The 20,917-nt window shown below is 56.5% G+C and carries 14 protein-coding genes; 3 read left to right on the forward strand and 11 right to left on the reverse strand.

All coding sequences use genetic code 11. The features are described 5' to 3' along the window. Positions 1-84: 84 nt before the first annotated feature. The 3 genes from cysH to cysJ form a co-directional block, all read right to left on the reverse strand. Positions 85-819, reverse strand: coding sequence for a phosphoadenosine phosphosulfate reductase (gene cysH / locus EDF73_RS18145; protein WP_132730454.1), 735 nt, complete (start codon positions 817-819; stop codon positions 85-87). An 80-nt stretch (positions 820-899) separates the two neighbouring features. Continuing rightward, positions 900-2,612, reverse strand: coding sequence for an assimilatory sulfite reductase (NADPH) hemoprotein subunit (gene cysI, locus EDF73_RS18150; protein ID WP_132730455.1), 1,713 nt, complete (start codon positions 2,610-2,612; stop codon positions 900-902). Continuing rightward, complete coding sequence (gene cysJ / locus EDF73_RS18155) at positions 2,612-4,411, reverse strand: NADPH-dependent assimilatory sulfite reductase flavoprotein subunit (RefSeq protein WP_132730456.1); 1,800 nt, start codon at positions 4,409-4,411, stop codon at positions 2,612-2,614. Before cysJ ends, cysI begins: the two co-directional genes overlap by 1 nt. 318 nt (positions 4,412-4,729) lie before the next feature. On the opposite strand from cysJ, the gene queD reads away from it, so the two are divergent. Continuing rightward, positions 4,730-5,092 (forward strand): 6-carboxytetrahydropterin synthase QueD, encoded by a 363-nt coding sequence (queD, locus tag EDF73_RS18170; protein ID WP_132730459.1) that lies wholly within the window; start codon positions 4,730-4,732, stop codon positions 5,090-5,092. A gap of 69 nt (positions 5,093-5,161) precedes the next feature. On the opposite strand, the gene queE is transcribed toward queD, so the two are convergent. Continuing rightward, positions 5,162-5,833 carry a 7-carboxy-7-deazaguanine synthase QueE gene (gene queE, locus EDF73_RS18175; RefSeq protein WP_132730460.1) on the reverse strand — a complete coding sequence of 224 codons (672 nt, stop codon included), beginning with the start codon at positions 5,831-5,833 and terminating at the stop codon, positions 5,162-5,164. A gap of 514 nt (positions 5,834-6,347) precedes the next feature. On the opposite strand from queE, the gene EDF73_RS18180 reads away from it, so the two are divergent. Beyond that, positions 6,348-7,457, forward strand: a complete 1,110-nt coding sequence (locus EDF73_RS18180) for an SDR family oxidoreductase (RefSeq protein WP_132730461.1) — start codon at positions 6,348-6,350, stop codon at positions 7,455-7,457. 68 nt (positions 7,458-7,525) lie between these two features. Here EDF73_RS18180 and eno read toward each other — a convergent pair whose 3' ends face one another. The 5 genes from eno to rlmD all read right to left on the reverse strand — a co-directional run bounded on the left by eno (position 7,526) and on the right by rlmD (position 15,324). Continuing rightward, a complete protein-coding gene (gene eno, locus EDF73_RS18185; protein WP_132730462.1) occupies positions 7,526-8,824 on the reverse strand; it encodes a phosphopyruvate hydratase in 1,299 nt (432 codons plus the stop codon). 81 nt (positions 8,825-8,905) lie between these two features. After that, entirely contained in the window at positions 8,906-10,543 is a 1,638-nt protein-coding gene (pyrG, locus tag EDF73_RS18190; protein ID WP_132730463.1) for a CTP synthase (glutamine hydrolyzing), read from the reverse strand. 223 nt (positions 10,544-10,766) lie between these two features. Further along, the gene (mazG, locus tag EDF73_RS18195) at positions 10,767-11,558 is read right to left on the reverse strand and encodes a nucleoside triphosphate pyrophosphohydrolase (RefSeq protein ID WP_132730464.1); all 792 of its coding nucleotides are present in this window, start codon (positions 11,556-11,558) and stop codon (positions 10,767-10,769) included. A gap of 115 nt (positions 11,559-11,673) precedes the next feature. Then, positions 11,674-13,911, reverse strand: coding sequence for a GTP diphosphokinase (gene relA, locus EDF73_RS18200; protein ID WP_132730465.1), 2,238 nt, complete (start codon positions 13,909-13,911; stop codon positions 11,674-11,676). A gap of 108 nt (positions 13,912-14,019) precedes the next feature. Continuing rightward, positions 14,020-15,324, reverse strand: coding sequence for a 23S rRNA (uracil(1939)-C(5))-methyltransferase RlmD (gene rlmD / locus EDF73_RS18205; protein ID WP_132730466.1), 1,305 nt, complete (start codon positions 15,322-15,324; stop codon positions 14,020-14,022). 167 nt (positions 15,325-15,491) lie between these two features. Here rlmD and barA point away from each other — a divergent pair, with 167 nt between their 5' ends. Then, entirely contained in the window at positions 15,492-18,245 is a 2,754-nt protein-coding gene (gene barA / locus EDF73_RS18210) for a two-component sensor histidine kinase BarA (RefSeq protein WP_132730467.1), read from the forward strand. A 110-nt stretch (positions 18,246-18,355) separates the two neighbouring features. Here the strand turns inward: barA and EDF73_RS18215 are convergent, their stop codons facing one another. Both EDF73_RS18215 and gudD read right to left on the reverse strand, forming a co-directional pair. Continuing rightward, positions 18,356-19,495 (reverse strand): glycerate kinase, encoded by a 1,140-nt coding sequence (locus tag EDF73_RS18215; RefSeq protein WP_132730468.1) that lies wholly within the window; start codon positions 19,493-19,495, stop codon positions 18,356-18,358. A 69-nt stretch (positions 19,496-19,564) separates the two neighbouring features. Further along, a complete protein-coding gene (gene gudD / locus EDF73_RS18220) occupies positions 19,565-20,905 on the reverse strand; it encodes a glucarate dehydratase (RefSeq protein ID WP_132730469.1) in 1,341 nt (446 codons plus the stop codon). Positions 20,906-20,917 lie beyond the last annotated feature (12 nt).

The raw sequence follows: 20,917 nt of genomic DNA on the forward strand, positions 1-20,917 counted from the left end.
GCACGCCGTTGCTTCGTCGGTACACAAAAAAGCCCTCAACGTGAAGACTGAGGGCTTGTCTCAGGACTAAAGGGTTACGAGGATTTATCCCTCGTGCAGTCCGCACTCGCGTTTCAGACCAAAGAAACGCGTCTCTTCTTCGGCCATCCCCGGTTCCCATTTACGGGTGGTATGGGTATCGCCTACCGAGAGATATCCTTGATCCCACAGCGGATGGTATTTCAGGCCGTGCTTTTGCAGGTACTGATAGACGGTCCGGTTATCCCAGTCGATGATCGGCAGCACCTTAAAGACCCCGCGCTGAATCGCCAGCACCGGTAACGTGGCGCGACTGCCGGACTGTTCGCGGCGCAGGCCGGCAAACCAGGTTGCGGTATTCAGCTCTTGCAGCGCCCGGTTCATCGGCTCGACTTTGTTGATTTCATTGTATTTCTCAATGCCCTCAACGCCCTGCTCCCACAGTTTGCCATAGCGCGCTTCCTGCCACGCCGGGCTGGTCTGCGCCCGATAAACTTTCAGGTTCAGCTGCAGCTTATCGGTGAGCTCATCAATAAACTGATAGGTTTCCGGGAACAGGTAGCCGGTATCGGTGAGGATCACCGGAATATCCGGACGAATCTGGTTCACCAGATGCAAACTGACCGCCGCCTGAATACCGAAGCTGGAAGAGAGCGCATAGTCGCCGGGAAGATTTTCCAGCGCCCATGCCACACGCTCCTCGGCGCTGAGTTTCTCCAGCCGGGCGTTGGTTTCCGCCAGCTGAAGCACGCGTTCGACTTTCGGCAGTTCATTAAGCGCGTTGAGATCGAGTACGGACATAGTTACCTCGTTGATTTTTCCCTTCACCCTGGCCCTCTCCCCTCAACGGGAAGAGAGCACCGTCGGGTGCAGATAAAAACTTATTCCCAGAAATCACGGGCTGGGTCGAGCACCGGGCGAATGATGCCCGCACGCACCGTAAAGTCGCCGAAGCCTTCACCCGCTTCGCGCTCTTTCGCCCAGCGCCCTACCAGTTCGTCAATCGAGTCGAGAATTTCCGACTCGGTAATATTCTCGCGATACATGCGCGGAATTCGCGTCCCGCTGCGGTTACCGCCAAGATGCAGGTTATAGCGCCCCGGCGCTTTCCCCACCAGGCCAACTTCCGCCAGCATCGCGCGCCCGCAGCCGTTCGGGCAGCCGGTCACGCGGGTCACGATATGCTCATCGCTCACGCCGTGTTTGCTCATCACCCCTTCCACCTTATCGATAAACGACGGCAGGAAGCGCTCCGCTTCGGCCATCGCCAGCGGGCAGGTCGGGAATGAAACGCAGGCCATCGAGTTTTCACGCTGCGGGGTGACCGCATTCATCAACCCATGATCGCGCGCCAGCTTCTCAATCCGCGCTTTTTCCGCTTCCGGCACCCCCGCGATGATCAGGTTCTGATTGGCCGTAATACGGAACTCGCCCTTATGGACCTTCGCGATCTCCAGCAGACCGGTCTTCAGCGGACGACCTGGATAATCAAGGATACGCCCGTTTTCAATAAACAGTGTCAGGTGCCATTTCTTATCGATCCCTTTTACCCAACCAATGCGATCGCCACGTCCGGTAAACTCATACGGACGGATCGGCTCAAACTTAATCCCGGCGCGACGCTCAACTTCGGCCTTGAAGGTCTCGACGCCAACGCGCTCAAGGGTGTACTTGGTTTTCGCATTTTTACGGTCGGTACGGTTGCCCCAGTCGCGCTGGGTGGTGACGACCGCTTCCGCGACGGCCAGCGTATGTTCCAGCGGCAGATAGCCGAATTCGCTGGCGGTACGGGCGTAGGTTTTCTTGTTGCCGTGTTCAATCGACAGACCGCCGCCCACCAGCAGGTTAAAGCCCACCAGCTTGCCGTTTTCGGCAATCGCCACGAAGTTCATGTCGTTGGCGTGCAGATCAATGTCGTTCTGCGGCGGGATCACCACGGTCGTTTTGAACTTACGCGGCAGGTAGGTCGGGCCGAGGATCGGTTCTTCATCGGTGGTGGCGACCTTCTTCTGATCGAGCCAGATCTCAGCATACGCGCGGGTGCGCGGCAGCAGATGTTCGGAGATCTTTTTCGCCCACTCGTAGGCTTCAGTATGTAGCTGAGACTCGTTCGGGTTAGACGTACACAGCACGTTACGGTTGACGTCGTTGGCGGTCGCCAGCGCGTCCAGCCCCACGTCGTGCAGCATTTCATGGGCCGGTTTCACGTTCTTTTTCAGAATACCGTGAAACTGGAAGGTCTGTCGGTTAGTCAGACGAATGCTGCCGTAAATGGTGTTCTCACCGGCAAATTTATCAATCGCCTGCCACTGTTTAGTGGTGATAACCCCGCCCGGCAGGCGGCAGCGCAGCATCATCGCGTGGCGCGGTTCGAGCTTCTGCGCCGCGCGCTCGGCGCGAATATCACGGTCATCCTGCTGATACATGCCGTGGAAGCGGATCAGCAGAAAATTATCGCCGTTGAAACCGCCAGTCAGGCCGTCCTGCAAATCTTCTTTAATAGTACCGCGCAGGAAATTGCTCTCAAGCTTCAGGCGTTCGGCATCAACCAGTTTGCCTTCGACCACCAGAGGGCCGGGGTGTTTTTCGCTCATTAGTAGACATCTCGCTGATAACGGCGCTCAACGCGCAGCTCACTTAAAAATTCGTCCGCCGCTTCGGCGTCCATCGCGCCGAATTCGGCAATCACGTCCAGTAACGTCTGCTCAACGTCTTTCGCCATACGATTGGCATCGCCGCAGACATAAATATGGGCACCGTCATTAATCCAGCGCCACAGTTCGGCCCCCTGCTCGCGCAGCTTGTCCTGAACATAGACTTTTTGTTGTTGATCGCGGGACCAGGCCAGGTCGATACGGCTCAGCACGCCTTCTTTGACGTAGCTTTGCCATTCCACCTGGTAGAGGAAATCTTCCGTAAAGTGCGGGTTACCAAAGAACAGCCAGTTCTTCCCCTGCGCACCTTCCGCCGCACGCTGCTGCATGAACGCGCGGAACGGCGCAATTCCGGTGCCCGGACCAATCATAATGACCGGCGTTTGCGGGTTAGCAGGCAGACGGAAGTTGTCGTTGTGTTCGATAAAGACGCGGACTTCGCTGTCTTCTTCCAGGCGATCGGCGAGGAAACTCGACGCACCGCCCGCCCGCGCGCGGCCTTCGATGTCGTAACGCACCACGCCAACGGTGACGTGGACTTCGCTCTCCACTTCCGCCTGCGATGAGGCAATGGAGTAAAGACGCGGCGTCAGCGGACGCAGCAGGCCGATTAACGCTTCGGCATCCAGCTGCGCCGGAGAGAAACGCACCATATCGACGATCGGCGTGGTCGCCGCATAGTGCTGGAGCTGCGCTTTGTCGCCGACCAGCGGCAACAGCGTTTCGCTGCGGGTTAAGGTGGCGTAATTCTCAACGATATTAGCGGTATTGACCGTTAACTCGAAATGCCACTCCAGCGCCTCCGCCAGCGGCAGCGTTTTGCCCTCGACGGCGACCGGTTCATCGCCCTTCAGCCATAGCAGTTCAACCAGCTCTTTGACCAGCGCCGGGTCGTTTTGGTACCACACGCCCAGCGCATCGCCCGGCTGGTAACGCAGGCCGGAGTCAGCAAGATCGATTTCAATGTGACGCACGTCTTTTTCTGAATCGCGGCCGGTAATTTTCTGGTTGACCGACAGCGTCGCCGTTAGCGGCGCTTCTTTAGTATAAGGACTGGAGTGAATGTCATTCACCGCGCCGCTGGTCGCCACCTGAGCCGGCGTCGCCGCCGGCGCACGCGCCTTCAGTACCTCCACGACGCGCGCGCGCCATTCCGCCGCCGCAGGCTGGTATTCCACGTCAGCGTCCACGCGGTCCAGCAGACGTTCGCCGCCCAGTTCCGCCAGTCGGCTGTCGAAGTCTTTACCGGACTGGCAGAAGAATTCGTAAGAAGTATCGCCTAAGCCAAATACCGCAAAGGCGGTCCCCTCAAGCTTCGGCGCTTTTTTGGAAAACAGAAACTTATGCAACGCAACGGCCTCTTCCGGCGATTCACCTTCACCTTGCGTCGACGTCACGATAACCAGTAGCTTTTCGGAGGCAATTTGTTTGAATTTATAGTCGCCTGCGTTCACCAGCTTGACGTTCAGCTGTGCCGCTAATAGATCGTCACGTAGCGCTTCCGCCACCCGACGGGCGTTGCCGGTTTGCGACGCCGAAATAAGGGTAATGCTCGGGACTTCCACTGCCTGAGCGGGCGCCGCTATCGCCGCGCCGGGCTGCTGGTTCAGCACGCCCCAGAAGTAGCCGGAAACCCAGGCAAGCTGGGTCGGGGTGAAGTCTGTCGTGGCCGCCTGCAGGCGCGCCATTTGCTCCGGGTTAAGCGGCAGCAAATTGGAAGGTGGGACCTGTGTCGTCATGCGTCGTTATGTTCCAGTAAGCTAAGCTGTTATTCGCACCCTGTCAGCGCGGCAAAAACAGAAGAGAATGTAAGGTTAACGGCGCTCATAGTAACAATTAAAGAAGGGATGGAAATAACAAATAACCAAATGGACTAACCTGTTTTAGTTATAGTTATTAACAACAAAAACGATTAATTAAACACATGAAAGATAAAGAATTATTATGATACGGCGCGGTGCAAGCGTCTATTTTCCGTTCAGGGCCGTTTTAGTTAATGATAAAAAAGGCGCTTTCCGGTACCCTACGGCGGTTTTTTGTCTTATTGAGAGTAAAAGATGTCCACCACCCTGTTTAAAGATTTCACCTTCGAAGCCGCCCATCGCCTGCCTCACGTACCGGAAGGTCATAAGTGCGGTCGTCTGCACGGTCACTCTTTTATGGTGCGTCTGGAGATTACCGGTGAAGTCGATCCCCATACGGGTTGGATCATGGATTTTGCCGAGCTGAAGGCCGCATTTAAGCCGACCTACGACCGTCTGGATCACTACTACCTGAATGATATTCCCGGTCTGGAAAACCCAACCAGCGAAGTGCTGGCGAAGTGGATTTGGGAACAGATGAAACCTCTGGTACCGCTGCTGAGCGCGGTGATGATTAAAGAGACCTGCACGGCGGGTTGCGTCTATCGCGGCGAGTAAAACGTCGCCGTTTACCCGGCCAGCAGAACAGAAAGGCCCGGTCCGCATCGCGCGACCGGGCCTTTGTCATCAGGCGATATTGAGATATTTATGCGTCTGCATCGATAGCCGCCAGTTACGGGCGATACAGGTCTCAATGCACAGGCGCGTCGCGTCGTCTTTCTGGCTGATCGGCTGCAAGGCAATAATCCGCGATTTTTCATCGCTCAGCGTTGCCAGCAGTTCATCCAGCGCTTCGATATCACGCACGCGTCCGACCGGATGTTTGATTTCATCCGCCCGCTGCAAGGCCTGCGACAGCACGTCATAGCCGCCGCGCATATTCACCTTCGGCGATACCGTCACCCAGGTATTCGGGGTACAGCGCACTTCATGAGTGCCGCTGGTTTCAATCTGGCAGCTAAAGCCGTTCTGCTCAAACAGTGCGGTCAGCGGGGTTAAATCATGAATGCAGGGCTCGCCGCCGGTGATGACCACATGACGCGCGGTCCAGTCCTGGCGTCCAACGATCGCCAGCAGATCTTCTCCGCTGGCCGGGCCCCATTTATCACTCTCTTTGGTTTTCGCCAGAATGCTAAACAGCGACACTTCCCGATCGGCAAGTTTGTCCCAGGTATGTTTGGTATCGCACCAGGCGCAACCAACCGGGCATCCCTGCAGACGAATAAAAATGGCAGGCACGCCGGTGAAGTAACCCTCGCCTTGCAAGGTCTGGAACATCTCGTTAATCGGGTACTGCATAATCATCTCTGTTCAGGTTCGAAACGATCATTATCGCAGATTTGCGGGTTGAGGTCTTGTCCGCAGCTGCGATTGTCCGGGGTCCGTTGTGCCGTCAGCCCTGCTGTTATTTATAGCCCATCCAGCGATAAAATCCCGGGCCCCTGGACTTATTTTCACAACGCCGTTGCTTATTATTCGTCAGCCAGGTAATAAACTCCCTCGCTTATTATCGGGTCCGCTCGGAGTTCAGCAACGTATTCCATTGTTGTAACCAGATATGTTAATTATTACCTTTTCGCAAAGGTTAAAAAGAGGGAAAGGATATTAAAATAATAATAAAAATCATCGCTGTACAAATGGAAACATGAAAAACAGAATCTTCGGCAACTCGCTGATGTCCAATGCTATCCACGCCCGTTCGTTACCTTAATTCAGCCTTAAGAAAGCCTTTTCCAGCGCCATTTTCTATTGACTCACCGTTTAGTTTTCTCCGCCTAAAATCCCGCCGACCAACCATGATGAGACTGCATTCATGAATACATTATTAATTACAGGCGTTACCGGATTTCTGGGGGGAGCGGTTTTAGAGAATATCCTGAACCAGAGGAATGGGATTAATCTGCTGCTTTTGGTGCGTGCCGATAACGATGAAGCGGCTCTGGCCCGGGTCAAAGAAAATATGCGTAAGTTCAATGTCTGCGAGGAGAAACTGGCGATGCTGGCCCCCCGTCATATTCTCGCGGGTGATTTGGCGAACCCGGCAGGCTTCCTCGCCGATCCGCGTCTGGAGCAGGTCACCCACGTGCTCAACTGCGCCGCCGTCGCCTCCTTCGGCAATAATCCGCTGATCTGGAAAGTGAACGTCGAAGGCACCTTGCAGTTTGCCCAGCGCATGTCCCAGGTTGCCGGGCTGCAACGCTTCCTGCACGTTGGCACCGCTATGTCATGCTCGCCGGCACCCGACTCTCTGGTGGCGGAAAACGCCGAATTCCGTGAACGCGCCGAACATCTTGTCGAGTACACCCATTCCAAATCAACCATAGAACAGCGGATGCAGCAAACCTGCCCGACGCTACCGCTGACGATTGCCCGCCCTTCTATCGTCGTGGGCCATACTCATCACGGCTGCCAGCCTTCCAGCAGCATTTTCTGGGTCTTCAGTATGGGGCTCATGTTGCAGAAATTCATGTGTTCGATGGAGGACAGAATCGATGTGATTCCTGTCGACTACTGCGCCGATGCGCTGATGCTGCTGCTCGACAACCGGCTCGCTCAGGGTGAAGTGGTCCATATTTCGGCGGGAGAAGAGAGCAGCGTAAAATTTGCCGAGATTGATAGCGCGATGGCTTCCGCGCTGCAGCAGGTTCCGGTCGGCGATAAGTATGCGCAGGTGAGCTATGAGACGCTGGTGAAGATGCGCCGTGAACTGAAGGATATCTTTGGTCCCTGCAACGAACGCCTGATGCTCAAAGCAATGCGTCTGTATGGCGCCTTTGCCACGCTTAACGTACGGTTCAGCAACGCTAAGCTGCTTAGCATGGGGATGCCGAAACCTCCGCGCTTTACCGACTACATCGATCGCTGTGTGCAGACCACCCGCGGGCTGTCTATTCCCCAACAGATGGCGGTCGATTTTAAATAATCGCCGGAAGAGCGATAAAAAAAATGCCAGTCCGCAGACTGGCATTTGCATATCAGATTAGGACGGGCTTATGCCTGACCTTTGATCTCTTTACGACCGTTGTACGGTGCTTTTTCGCCCAGCGCTTCTTCGATACGAATCAGCTGGTTGTATTTAGCAACGCGGTCAGAACGGCTCATAGAACCGGTTTTGATCTGGCCTGCAGCGGTACCAACGGCCAGGTCAGCGATGGTCGCGTCTTCAGTTTCGCCAGAACGGTGAGAGATAACGGCAGTGTAGCCAGCGTCTTTCGCCATTTTGATCGCAGCCAGAGTTTCGGTCAGAGAACCGATCTGGTTGAATTTGATCAGGATGGAGTTAACGATGCCTTTCTCGATACCTTCTTTCAGGATCTTGGTGTTGGTTACGAACAGATCGTCACCAACCAGCTGGATTTTGTCGCCCAGAACTTTAGTCTGGTATGCGAAACCGTCCCAGTCAGACTCGTCCAGACCGTCTTCGATAGAAACGATCGGGTACTGTTTGGTCAGGTCTTCCAGGAAGTGAGTGAACTCTTCAGAGGTGAACGCTTTGTTGCCTTCGCCGGCCAGAACGTATTTACCGTCTTTGTAGAATTCAGACGCTGCGCAGTCCATCGCCAGAGTGATGTCGGTACCCAGCTCGTAGCCTGCAGCTTTAACCGCTTCCGCGATAACCGCCAGCGCTTCAGCGTTGGAACCCAGGTTCGGCGCGTAGCCGCCTTCGTCGCCCACAGCCGTGTTCATACCTTTCGCTTTCAGCACTTTAGCCAGGTTGTGGAACACTTCAGAACCCATACGTACGGCTTCTTTCAGGGATTTAGCGCCAACCGGCTGAATCATAAATTCCTGGATGTCGACGTTGTTGTCAGCGTGCTCACCGCCGTTGATGATGTTCATCATCGGAACCGGCATGGAGTATTTGCCCGGGGTGCCGTTCAGCTCAGCGATGTGTTCGTACAGCGGCTGGCCTTTGGAAGCAGCAGCGGCTTTGGCGTTAGCCAGAGACACGGCGAGGATGGCGTTCGCACCGAAGTTAGATTTGTTTTCAGTACCGTCCAGGTCGATCATGATCTTATCGATGCCAGCCTGATCTTTGGCGTCTTTGCCAATGATTGCCTGAGCGATCGGGCCGTTAACCGCAGCAACAGCTTTCAGTACGCCTTTACCCATGAAACGGGATTTGTCACCATCGCGCAGTTCCAGCGCTTCGCGGGAACCCGTAGAAGCACCTGACGGAGCTGCTGCCATACCAACGAAACCACCTTCCAGGTGTACTTCGGCTTCAACAGTCGGGTTACCACGGGAGTCGATGATTTCACGACCGATGACTTTAACGATTTTGGACATTAGGTTTTCCTCAGTACAAGTTAAACTAAAACTCCAGACAAACAATGCACCCAAATGGGTGCATTGCCGTTCTAACTCATTTTACTTCGCCTGACGCTTTTGATACTCGCTGGCCGCTTTAACAAAACCGGCAAACAGCGGGTGGCCATCACGTGGCGTTGAAGTAAACTCCGGATGGAACTGACAAGCGACAAACCACGGGTGGTTCGGCACTTCGATGATCTCGACCAACTGATCATCCCCGGAACGGCCCGCAACACGCAGGCCCGCATTTTCAATCTGTTTCAACAACATATTGTTGACTTCGTAACGGTGACGGTGACGTTCAGTAATTGTCGGTTCGCCGTACAGCTGGCGGACCAGGCTTTCGTCATCCAGCTGGCACTGCTGCGCGCCAAGGCGCATGGTGCCGCCGAGATCGCTCTTCTCGGAACGCACTTCAACGTTGCCTTCTTCATCACGCCATTCGGTAATGAGCGCCACTACCGGGTACTTACAGTCTGGCACAAATTCCGTGGAGTTGGCGTTTTCCATCCCCGCGACGTTGCGCGCGAACTCAATCAGCGCAACCTGCATACCCAGACAAATCCCCAGGTATGGAATATTGTTTTCACGTGCATAGCGCGCCGTGGCAATCTTACCTTCAACGCCGCGGTAGCCGAAGCCGCCAGGGATCAGGATAGCGTCCAGATTCTTCAGAATTTCGACGCCGCGCGTTTCCACATCCTGCGAATCAATCAGCTTGATGTTAACGGTCACGCGGTTTTTCAGACCACCGTGTTTCAGCGCTTCAATCACCGATTTATAGGCGTCCGGCAGTTCAATGTACTTGCCGACCATACCGATAGTGACTTCGCCTGCCGGATTGGCTTCTTCGTAAATCACCTGCTCCCATTCGGCCAGGTTTGCTTCCGGACAGTTTAAGCTGAATCGTTTACAAATATAATCGTCCAGCCCCTGAGATTTCAACAGGCCTGGAATTTTATAAATGGAATCGACATCTTTCAGAGAAATAACAGCCTTTTCCGGAACGTTGCAGAACAATGCAATTTTCGCACGTTCGTTCGCCGGTACCGCACGATCGGAACGGCAGATCAGGATGTCTGGCTGGATACCGATGGAAAGCAGCTCTTTAACGGAGTGCTGAGTCGGTTTGGTTTTGACTTCACCGGCTGCCGCCATGTACGGCACCAGGGTCAAATGCATAAACAGAGCATGTTCGCGACCGATTTCTACCGCCATCTGGCGGATAGCTTCGAGGAACGGCAGGGATTCGATATCACCGACGGTACCGCCGATTTCAACCAGCACCACGTCGTGACCTTCGCCACCGGCCAGCACGCGCTCTTTAATCGCGTTGGTGATGTGCGGAATAACCTGTACGGTTGCGCCCAGATAATCACCGCGACGCTCTTTACGCAGTACGTCGGAGTAGATACGGCCCGTCGTGAAGTTGTTGCGGCGGCTCATTTTGGTGCGGATGAAACGCTCGTAGTGACCCAGGTCCAGATCGGTTTCAGCGCCGTCTTCAGTAACGAACACTTCCCCGTGTTGGATTGGGCTCATGGTCCCTGGATCGACGTTGATGTACGGATCCAGTTTCATCATGGTCACGTTAAGCCCACGGGCTTCAAGAATAGCTGCGAGGGAAGCTGCGGCAATGCCTTTACCCAGAGAGGATACGACCCCGCCGGTCACAAAAATATAGTTCGTTGTCATGCTGAACCTGAGAAGTTAGGGTGAAACGATGGAATAACCAGGACGGGAAAGTAGTATACCCGAACACGACGAGCGCCACAAACTTTCATTCTCCGTCTCCTTTCCAGGTCATGACAAACATAAGGAGTGAGAAAATAGCCCCTTTTGGGTAAATGTTTTTGACGCAAATCAAACGCTTGTCATTTAAAAAATCACACAAATTGCGCTTGATCGCAAAATTTCGTTAGAGATCAGTTTCCTGGCGTTTTACTTCCTGCCACACTTCTTCCATGGCAGCGAGGTCAATACCGGTCATTTCCAGGCCCCGCGAGGCCACAATCCGCTCCACTTCGCGGAAACGCCGCTCGAATTTCAGGTTGGCTTTTTGCAGCGCAACCTCGGCTTTCACCCCTAAATGGCGGGATAAATTCACCGTCGCGAACAGCAGATCGCCGACTTCCTCCTCCAGTTTAGCCTCATCGACTACCGCCTGCTGCGCCTCGTGCATGACCTCATCGATCTCTTCATGCACTTTATCCAGCACCGGGCCCAGAGATGTCCAGTCGAAGCCCACAGTCGAACAGCGCCGCTGAATTTTATGCGCGCGCATCAGCGCCGGCAGAGTGTGCGGAATATCATCCAGCGCGGAGTGCTGCGCCTTTTCCGCCCGCTCGGCGCTTTTTATCTGCTCCCAGCGCGCCAGCGCCTCTGCGCTGTTGCCGGCGGTCGCCTCGCCGAAGATATGCGGATGGCGGCGCTCCAGCTTGTCGCTGATGGCGGCACACACGTCGTCAAAGGCAAAACGCCCTTCTTCCTGCGCCATCTGGGCATAGAACACCACCTGGAACAGCAGGTCGCCCAGCTCGCCGCGCAGATCGTCAAAATCCTCACGCGCGATGGCATCCAGGACTTCGTAAGTTTCTTCGAGGGTATAGGGGGCGATGGTGGCGAAGGTCTGCTCTTTATCCCACGGACAGCCGTTTTCCGGGTCACGCAGACGTTGCATAATACCGAGCAGGCGGTCGATTTGAGTCATGGTGATTCCTTGCAAAATGTTGGTCTTTTTCGCTTCTCCGGCGCAAACGCAGGAGAACATAGCGCGCTTTCCCTCTCCCCGGCGGGGAGAGGGCGGTGGAGGGAGGGATAAACCATTACCCGCCGTGCAGGCGTCGGGCGTCAATGACATCCGGCACCTGATTCAGCTTGCCGAGCACGCGGCCCAGCACCTGCAGGTTGTAGATTTCAATGTTCATATCGATGGTCGCCAGCTGCTGTTTGGTATCGCTGCGGCTGGCAACGCCCAGCACGTTCACCTTCTCGTTGGCGAGGATGGTGGTGATATCGCGCAGCAGGCCGCTGCGATCGTTGGCGACAACGCGCACCACCAGCGAGTAGCCCGCGGAGTAACTTTCGCCCCAGACCGCATCCACGATGCGCTCCGGCGCGTGCGACTGCAGCTCCGCCAGCTGGTCACAGTCCGCCCGATGCACGGAGATCCCGCGCCCCTGGGTGATAAAACCGACGATCTCATCGCCTGGGATCGGCTGACAGCAGCGGGCGATATGGTGCATCAGGTTACCGACACCCTCGACGACCACCCGGCCATTATCTTTGCTGCGATTCTGCGGCGCCCAGCTCTTCTGCTGCAGCTGTTTCAGCGCCGCCGCGTCCTGTTCCTCTGCGCTTGGCTTATTGAACTGCGATTGCAGGAAGTTGACCATCTGGTTAAGGCGAATATCGCCGCCGCCGATGGCCGCCAGCAGCTCGTCCAGCTCGTTGAAGTTGTAGCGCGGCAGCAGGTGCTTTTCTGCATCCTTGATGCTGATGCCCAGGTGCTCAAGTTCATCGTCGAGGATCTGCCGCCCGGCGAGAATATTCTTGTCGCGATCCTGCTTGCGGAACCAGGCATGAATTTTGGAGCGCCCGCGGCTGGTGGTGACGTAGCCAAGGTTCGGGTTCAGCCAGTCACGGCTCGGATTGGGCTGCTTCTGGGTAATGATTTCAATCTGATCGCCCATTTGCAGCTGATAGGTAAACGGGACAATGCGCCCGCTGATTTTGGCGCCAATGCAGCGGTGGCCGACATCGCTATGGATATGGTAGGCGAAGTCGAGCGGCGTCGAGCCGGCGGGTAAATCCACCACGTCGCCTTTCGGCGTAAAGACGTACACCCGATCATCAAAGACCTGGCTGCGCACTTCATCGAGCATTTCGCCAGAATCCGCCATCTCTTCCTGCCAGGCGATCAGCTTACGCAGCCAGGCGATGCGATCTTCATAGCCGCGACCGCCGCCCGTGCCCGCTCCGGCGCCCTCTTTGTACTTCCAGTGCGCGGCAACGCCCAGCTCGGCATCTTCATGCATCTGCCGGGTACGGATTTGAATCTCGACCGTTTTACCGCTCGGCCCCAGCACCACGGTATGAATCGACTGGTAGCCGTTAGGTTTCGGGTTCGCCACGTAATCATCGAACTCATCCGGCAGGTGGCGATAGTGAGTGTGTACAATCCCCAGCGCGGCGTAGCAGTCCTGAAGACGTTCGGCGACAATTCGCACCGCGCGCACGTCAAACAGCTCATCAAAGGTGAGATGTTTTTTCTGCATTTTTCGCCAGATACTGTAGATGTGCTTCGGCCGCCCGTAGACTTCGGCCTTCACCCCTTCGGTTTTCATTTCCGAACGCAAATGGCCAACGAACTCTTCAATGTAATGTTCACGATCGATACGGCGCTCGTGCAGCAGTTTGGCAATGCGCTTGTATTCGTCAGGATGCAGGTAGCGGAAGCAGTAATCTTCAAGCTCCCACTTCAGTTGACCGATGCCTAAGCGGTTGGCCAACGGCGCATAGATATTGGTACACTCTTTTGCCGCCAGCACGCGTTCGTCTTCCGGCTCATCTTTCACTTCCCGCAGATGGGCAATTCGTTCGGCGAGCTTGATGACCACGCAGCGGAAATCGTCGACCATCGCGAGCAGCATACGGCGAATATTGTCGACCTGTTCAGAGGAGACGGAGTCGGTGTGGGTGGCTTTCAGCTGGCGAATGGCCGCCATGTCGCGCACGCCGTGAATCAGCGTCACCACGGATTTGCCAACGCTCTCCTGCATCACCTCTTCGCTGACGACGTTGCCGTCCGCCAGCGGGAACAGCATCGCAGCCCGCAGCGTATCGATATCCATACTTAACGTGGAGAGGATTTCGACCATCTCCACGCCGCGCCATAGCAGCAGATCCGCTTGCGGATGTCCCTGCGTTTTCTCGCGACAATAGTCCCAGGTCTCGGTTAAGCGCTCACACGACTGCTGGCTGGAAATTCCCAGACTCGCGATCCATTTCTTCGGGTCAAATTCACCAGCTTTATTAAGATGTGCACTTCTTACCGCAACCATTGTCCTCTCCTTAAGGGACCCGGCCTGCCGAAGTCGGCAAGCCTCAACGTTTACACTTCATCCTGCAAGACGCCAGGTGTTGGCAGCCCCGGCGTAACCTGAACGATGCTATGTATCTCTGTGCTCAAACAACACCATTGATTCCAGATGCCCGGTATGCGGGAACATATCCAGCATGGCCAGGCGTTGAATCTTATACCCTGCCTGTAGCAGCAGTTCGCTATCGCGCGCCAGCGTCGCCGGATTACAGGAAACGTAGACCACGCGCCGCGGGGCTAATTTTATAATCTGCGGCATCACGCCTGGCGCCCCGGCTCGCGCCGGGTCGAGTAATATCTTATCAAAACCGTGCTTCGCCCAGGCCTGCCGGGTGACATCTTCCTCCAGATTTTCATGAAAGAATGTCACGTTGTGCAACTGATTGAGCGCGGCATTTTCCCGCCCCTTCGCCACCAGCGCCGGTACGCCTTCCACGCCCACGACGTTCGCGGCGCGTTTTGCCAGCGGCAGGGTAAAATTACCCATGCCGCAGAACAAATCCAGCACCCGGTCCCGCGGCTGAATATCCAGCCACTCCAGCGCCGTGCGCACCATTAGCTGATTAACGCCATCGTTAACCTGGATAAAGTCGCGCGGACTAAACAGTAAGCGTAGCCCGTCTGACGTATACCATGGCGCCTGGCCACTAATATGTTCCAGTATCTCGCTTTGCGGCGCCAGATACAGAGCAAGACCGTGAGATTGCGAAAATCGTTCCAGTTTTTCTTTATCGCCGACGGGTAAGGCGGCGGTATGGCGCAGAACCATCAGCGGGCCGTTATCCGCCAGCACCAGCTCGACATGCCCCAGTTGGCGCAGCGCTTTCAGTCCGCTCAGACACTCGCGCACCGCCGGCAGCAACGCACCAAGAGCGGGCGCCAAAACAGGGCATTGCCCGACATCAACAATGTCGCTGGCGTTCGCCTTGCGAAAGCCCATCTGTAATTGTTGGGTCTTTGGCTGATAATTCAAGCTCAGACGCGCACGGCGGCGATATCCCCACGGCGAAGCGGCTATAATATCGTCGACATCACGCTTCATCAGCCGGGCGAGCGCGGCGCGTTTACTTTGCTGCTGGAGCGCGATACTGGCATGCTGCTGCTGGCACCCGCCGCAGACGCCAAAATGCGGGCAGCGCGGCGTCTGGCGTTGTGGATTGTCACTAAGACGGCGTTTGACCTGGGCCCTGGCGTACTGTTTTTTGTCTTCAACCAGGACAACCTCAGCCTGTTCCTGCGGCAATAGGCCGCTAATGAAAAGCGCTTTTCCCTGGTGACGAGCAACGCCCTGACCAAAGGGATCAAGGTCATTGACGGTAACGGTTATGATCTGGCGCGTCGTCACACGCCGTTTTGCAGAGTAGAATTGCGCCATCGTAGAGATTTGTCTCAATCAAATAAACTGACTCTATACACGAGTCCATTCAAGATGCGTCCGGCGGCAGGCGGACATCCCCGGCGACTTATTCTCAGCCGGTCACTGCAGCCGCCACGCAGAGGCACTTGAAGGATGAAGCGTATATTCTCCCATAATGGAACCGCATGACCAACTACAGCCTACGTGCTCGCATGATGATTCTTATTCTGGCGCCGACCGTACTCATCGGTTTGCTGCTCAGTATTTTCTTCGTCGCGCATCGCTATCACGATCTGCAGCGTCAGTTGGAAGACGCCGGAGCCAGTATTATTGAACCGCTGGCGGTCTCCAGTGAATATGGCATGAATTTGCAAAACCGCGAGTCCATCGGCCAGCTGATTAGCGTACTCCATCGCCGTCATTCCGATATTGTGCGCGCAATTTCGATCTACGACTCGCACAATCGTCTGTTCGTCACCTCCAACTTTCAGCTCAACCCCAGCGAGCTCCGTCTGGATAAAGGGGCGCCATTTCCCCGCCAGCTCAGCGCGGTGCGCAAAGGGGATGTGATGATTCTGCGCACCCCGATCGTCTCGGAGAGCTATTCCCCCGACGAATCAGCGGTGACCGATGCCAAAATGCCGGGCAATATGCTGGGCTATGTGGCTCTCGAGCTGGATCTCAAATCGGTGCGCCTGCAGCAGTACAAAGAGATCTTTATCTCCAGCGTCATGATGCTGTTCTGTATCGGCATTGCGCTGATTTTCGGCTGGCGATTGATGCGCGATGTGACCGGCCCCATCCGCAATATGGTGAATACCGTTGACCGCATTCGCCGCGGGCAGCTGGATAGCCGCGTCGAAGGGTTTATGCTCGGCGAGCTGGATATGCTGAAAAATGGTATCAACTCAATGGCGATGTCGCTGGCGGCCTATCACGAAGAGATGCAGCACAACATCGATCAGGCGACATCCGATCTGCGCGAAACGCTCGAGCAGATGGAGATTCAGAACGTTGAGCTGGACCTGGCGAAAAAGCGCGCCCAGGAAGCGGCGCGTATCAAATCCGAATTCCTCGCCAACATGTCGCACGAGCTGCGAACCCCGCTCAACGGCGTCATTGGCTTTACGCGCCTGACGCTGAAAACCGATTTAAACGCCACCCAGCGCGATCACCTGACCACCATCGAGCGTTCCGCGAACAACCTGCTCGCGATCATCAACGACGTGCTGGACTTCTCCAAGCTGGAGGCCGGTAAACTGATTCTGGAAAGCATCCCGTTCCTGCTGCGTAATGCGCTCGATGAAGTCGTCACCCTGCTGGCGCATTCGGCGCATGACAAGGGGCTGGAACTGACGCTGAATATCAAAAACGATGTGCCGGATAATATTATCGGCGACCCGCTGCGCCTGCAGCAGATCATCACCAATCTGGTGGGGAATGCCATCAAGTTTACCGAGCACGGCAATATCGATGTGCTGGTCGAACAGCGTGCCCTCAGCAACACCAGCGTGCAGATCGAGGTGCAAATTCACGACACCGGGATCGGGATTCCCGAGCGCGATCAGTCGCGTCTGTTCCAGGCTTTCCGCCAGGCCGATGCCAGCATTTCCCGGCGTCATGGCGGTACCGGGCTGGGTCTGGTGATTACCCAGCGCTTGGTGAAGGAGATGGGCGGCGACATCTCTTTCCACAGCCAGCCGAATCGCGGCTCCACCTTCTGGTTCCATATCAGCCTCGATCTCAATCCCAACGCCATTCCGGAGAGTCCGTTGACCCACTGCCTGGCGGGCAAAACGCTGGCCTATATCGAAGCCAATGCCACGGCGGCGCAGTGCACCATGGAACTGCTGGCTACCACGCCGCTGGAGGTGGTCTACAGCCCGACGTTTTCCGCGCTGCCGGAGGCGCATTACGATATCCTGCTGGTCGGGATCCCGGTTTCGATGCGCGACCTTAACCAGCAAAAAGACAAGCTGGTGAAAGCCTGCGCCATGGCCGACCATTTACTGCTGGCGCTCCCCTGCCATGCGCAAATTAATGCCGAAGCGCTGAAGCGAGACGGCGTTGCCGCCTGCCTGCTCAAGCCGCTGACCGCCACGCGTTTGCTCCCGGCGCTAACGGCCTCCTGCCGCATCAGAACGCCGGTGATGCTGCCCCACTCCGACAGCAATAAGCTGCCGATGACGGTGATGGCGGTTGATGATAACCCGGCGAACCTGAAGCTTATCGGCGTGCTGCTCGAAGATCTGGTGCAGCACGTCACGCTGTGCGATAGCGGCCAGCGCGCCGTCGAGCAGGCCAAAGAGATGCAGCTGGATTTGATTCTGATGGATATTCAGATGCCGGACATGGACGGTATTCGCGCCTGCGAGCTGATTCGTCATCTTCCTCACCACCAGCAAACCCCGGTTATCGCCGTCACCGCTCACGCCTTTGACGGGCAAAAAGAGAAGCTGATGAATGCCGGAATGAACGATTATCTGGCGAAGCCTATCGAAGAAGATAAGCTGCACAGCCTGCTGTTGCGCTATCAACCGGGAATGCATGCCGCCCCTCCGCGCGCTCCGGAGCCTGTCGAGCCGCCGATTGACCACAACGTCACCCTCAACTGGCAGCTGGCGCTGCGGCAGGCCGCGATGAAGCCGGATCTGGCGCGGGAGATGCTGCAGATGCTGATCGCCTTTATGCCGGAAGTGCGCAATAAAGTGGAAGAACAGCTGGTTGGCGAAGAGCCAGAAGGTCTGGTGGATTTGATTCATAAGCTCCACGGAAGCTGCAGCTACAGCGGCGTTCCGCGGCTGAAGAAGCTGTGTCAAACCCTCGAGAGCCAGTTGCGGAACGGGACCGCCGCCGAGGAGCTGGAGCCAGAGCTTCTGGAACTATTGGATGAGATGGATAACGTCACGCGGGAAGCGTGCAAAATGCTGGGCATATAAGCGACCGGCCCGGATAGCGCAACGCTTAACCGGGCCACCCGCTCGCGCCCTACGGGGGGAAGACAAATCGCGGTGCGGCTCCGGCCAGCGTAGCGCGGCCGGGGAAAGCGCTAAAGCCGGCCGCCCATTTTCAGCACCGCGGCGACGTTTCTCGCCGTCATACGCACATTATCAGCGGCATGTTCCAGCGCCTCTTCCAGGGTACAAATCGAATAGATCACGCTAAACACCGCGTCCAGGCCGTGCTGATGAACGATGCCGACATCGGCGGTCAGACTCCCGGCGATACCAATCACCGGCACGTTGTAGTATTTCGCAACCTTCGCCACGCCGACCGGGACTTTACCGTGGATAGTCTGGCTATCAATACGCCCTTCGCCGGTGATGACCAGATCGGCGTCCGCCACCCGATCCGCGAGGCGCAGCGCATCGGTCACAATCTCAATCCCAGGCCGTAGCCTTGCTCCGCAGAAAGCATATAGCGCCGCGCCCATGCCGCCCGCCGCGCCGCCCCCTTCCAGCTGCAGAACATCGACGGCTAAATCACGTTGAATGATCCGCGCGAAATGCCCCAGCGCCCGATCCAGACGGACGATCATCTCCGCCGTCGCCCCTTTTTGCGGGCCAAACACCGCCGTTGCGCCTTCCGGCCCAATCAGCGGATTGGTCACATCGCAGGCCACATCGATATGACAATCGGCCAGTCGTCCATCCAGCTCGCTCAGGTCAATTCGCGCCAGCTGTTCGAGCGCTCCGCCGCCGGCAGCGATCTGCTGGCCCTCCTCAGTCAGCAATTTCCCGCCGAGCGCCTGCACCATTCCAGCGCCGCCGTCGTTGGTGGCGCTCCCACCGATGCCGATAATAATCTGCTGAACGCCGGCATCCAGCGCATGACGAATCAGCTCTCCGGTTCCCCAGGAGGTGGTCAATAATGGGTTACGGCACGTCGGCGGCACGCTTTCAAGACCGCTCGCCGCCGCCATTTCGATAAAAGCGCAGCGTTCATCGCCGGAAAGGCCGTAAAACGCATTCACCGGTTTACCTAGCGGACCGGTAACGGCAACCTGCACCAGATGCCCCTGAGTGGCGGCAACCATCGCCTCGACGGTGCCTTCCCCGCCATCGGCGACGGGCAGTTTGATATACTCCGCCTCAGGATAAATCTCCCGAAATCCCGTTTCTATCGCCGTCGCGACGTCCAGGGCGCTCAGGCTCTCCTTGTATGAATCCGGTGCAATCACTATTTTCATACGCTGTCCTTAAAATGAACCAACACCAGGTATCAAAAAACGCCGGCCCCCGCAGGAGCCGGATTGTCCTTAGCGCACCATGCACGGGCGCTTGTTATCAAACGTCCAGTTCGGGATCAGATACTGCATGGCCATCGCATCATCGCGCGCGCCCAGTCCGTGCTTTTTATACAGCTCGTTGGCCTGCATCACGCGGTCCATATCCAGCTCGACGCCCAGACCCGGCGTTGACGGTACCTGAACCATGCCACCTTTGATGGCAAAAGGTTGTCTGGTCAAACGCTGATTACCTTCCTGCCAAATCCAGTGGGTATCGATGGCGGTGATACGGCCCGGCGCAGCCGCCGCGACGTGGGTAAACATCGCCAGCGAAATATCAAAATGGTTATTGGAGTGCGAACCCCAGGTCAGACCAAACTCATGGCACATCTGGGCAACGCGCACCGACCCCTGCATGGTCCAGAAATGCGGATCCGCCAGCGGAATGTCCACCGACTGCAGGGACAGGGTATGACCCATCTGCCGCCAGTCGGTGGCAATCATATTGGTGGCCGTCGGCAGACCGGTGGCGCGGCGGAACTCCGCCATCACCTCGCGGCCGGAGAAGCCCTGCTCGGCGCCGCACGGATCCTCCGCATAGGCCAGCACGCCCTTCAGCTGTTTACCAATCTTAATCGCTTCATCCAGGCGCCAGGCGCCGTTCGGGTCAAGCGTCACGCGCGCCTGCGGGAAGCGTTTCGCCAGCGCCACGATGGATTCCGCCTCTTCCTCACCCGCCAGCACGCCGCCTTTGAGTTTAAAATCGTTGAAACCATATTTTTCGTAAGCGGCTTCTGCCAGACGCACCACGGCATCCGGGGTCATCGCCTCTTCGTGACGCAGTCGGTACCAGTCGCACTTCTCGTCAGCCTGACTTTGATAGGCCAGCGGCGTGGCATGGCGATTACCGACAAAGAACAGGTAACCCAGCATTTCGACTTCGCTGCGCTGTTGCCCCTCGCCGAGCAGAGAGGCGACGTTAACGCCCAGGTGCTGCCCAAGCAGATCCAGCAGCGCCGCTTCAATCCCGGTCACTACGTGAATAGTGGTACGCAAATCAAAAGTTTGCAAACCGCGGCCGCCGGCATCGCGGTCGGCAAAACGATTACGTACGCTGCCCAGGATATTTTTATATTCGCCGAGGGTTTTGCCCGCCACCAGCGCCGCGGCCTCTTCCAACGTCTGGCGGATTTTCTCTCCGCCGGGGATTTCCCCCACTCCGGTATGACCCGAGTTATCTTTGATAATCACAATGTTGCGGGTGAAATAGGGGGCATGCGCCCCGCTAAGATTCATCAGCATACTATCGTGACCGGCAACCGGAATAACCTGCATCGAAGTGACAACGGGCGTTGAAAATTGCGTGGTCATGCGTGAATCCTT

It is taken from the genome of Klebsiella sp. BIGb0138 (assembly GCF_004342285.1).
In the GTDB taxonomy this organism is placed as follows: Bacteria; Pseudomonadota; Gammaproteobacteria; order Enterobacterales; family Enterobacteriaceae; genus Klebsiella.

Excerpts from the sequence above, each read along its gene's own strand:
- cysH (WP_132730454.1), bottom strand. The coding sequence starts at position 819 with ATGTCCGTACTCGATCTCAACGCGCTTAATGAACTGCCGAAAGTCGAA.
- cysI (WP_132730455.1), bottom strand. The coding sequence starts at position 2,612 with ATGAGCGAAAAACACCCCGGCCCTCTGGTGGTCGAAGGCAAACTGGTT.
- cysJ (WP_132730456.1), bottom strand. The coding sequence starts at position 4,411 with ATGACGACACAGGTCCCACCTTCCAATTTGCTGCCGCTTAACCCGGAG.
- queD (WP_132730459.1), top strand. The coding sequence starts at position 4,730 with ATGTCCACCACCCTGTTTAAAGATTTCACCTTCGAAGCCGCCCATCGC.
- queE (WP_132730460.1), bottom strand. The coding sequence starts at position 5,833 with ATGCAGTACCCGATTAACGAGATGTTCCAGACCTTGCAAGGCGAGGGT.
- EDF73_RS18180 (WP_132730461.1), top strand. The coding sequence starts at position 6,348 with ATGAATACATTATTAATTACAGGCGTTACCGGATTTCTGGGGGGAGCG.
- eno (WP_132730462.1), bottom strand. The coding sequence starts at position 8,824 with ATGTCCAAAATCGTTAAAGTCATCGGTCGTGAAATCATCGACTCCCGT.
- pyrG (WP_132730463.1), bottom strand. The coding sequence starts at position 10,543 with ATGACAACGAACTATATTTTTGTGACCGGCGGGGTCGTATCCTCTCTG.
- mazG (WP_132730464.1), bottom strand. The coding sequence starts at position 11,558 with ATGACTCAAATCGACCGCCTGCTCGGTATTATGCAACGTCTGCGTGAC.
- relA (WP_132730465.1), bottom strand. The coding sequence starts at position 13,911 with ATGGTTGCGGTAAGAAGTGCACATCTTAATAAAGCTGGTGAATTTGAC.
- rlmD (WP_132730466.1), bottom strand. The coding sequence starts at position 15,324 with ATGGCGCAATTCTACTCTGCAAAACGGCGTGTGACGACGCGCCAGATC.
- barA (WP_132730467.1), top strand. The coding sequence starts at position 15,492 with ATGACCAACTACAGCCTACGTGCTCGCATGATGATTCTTATTCTGGCG.
- EDF73_RS18215 (WP_132730468.1), bottom strand. The coding sequence starts at position 19,495 with ATGAAAATAGTGATTGCACCGGATTCATACAAGGAGAGCCTGAGCGCC.
- gudD (WP_132730469.1), bottom strand. The coding sequence starts at position 20,905 with ATGACCACGCAATTTTCAACGCCCGTTGTCACTTCGATGCAGGTTATT.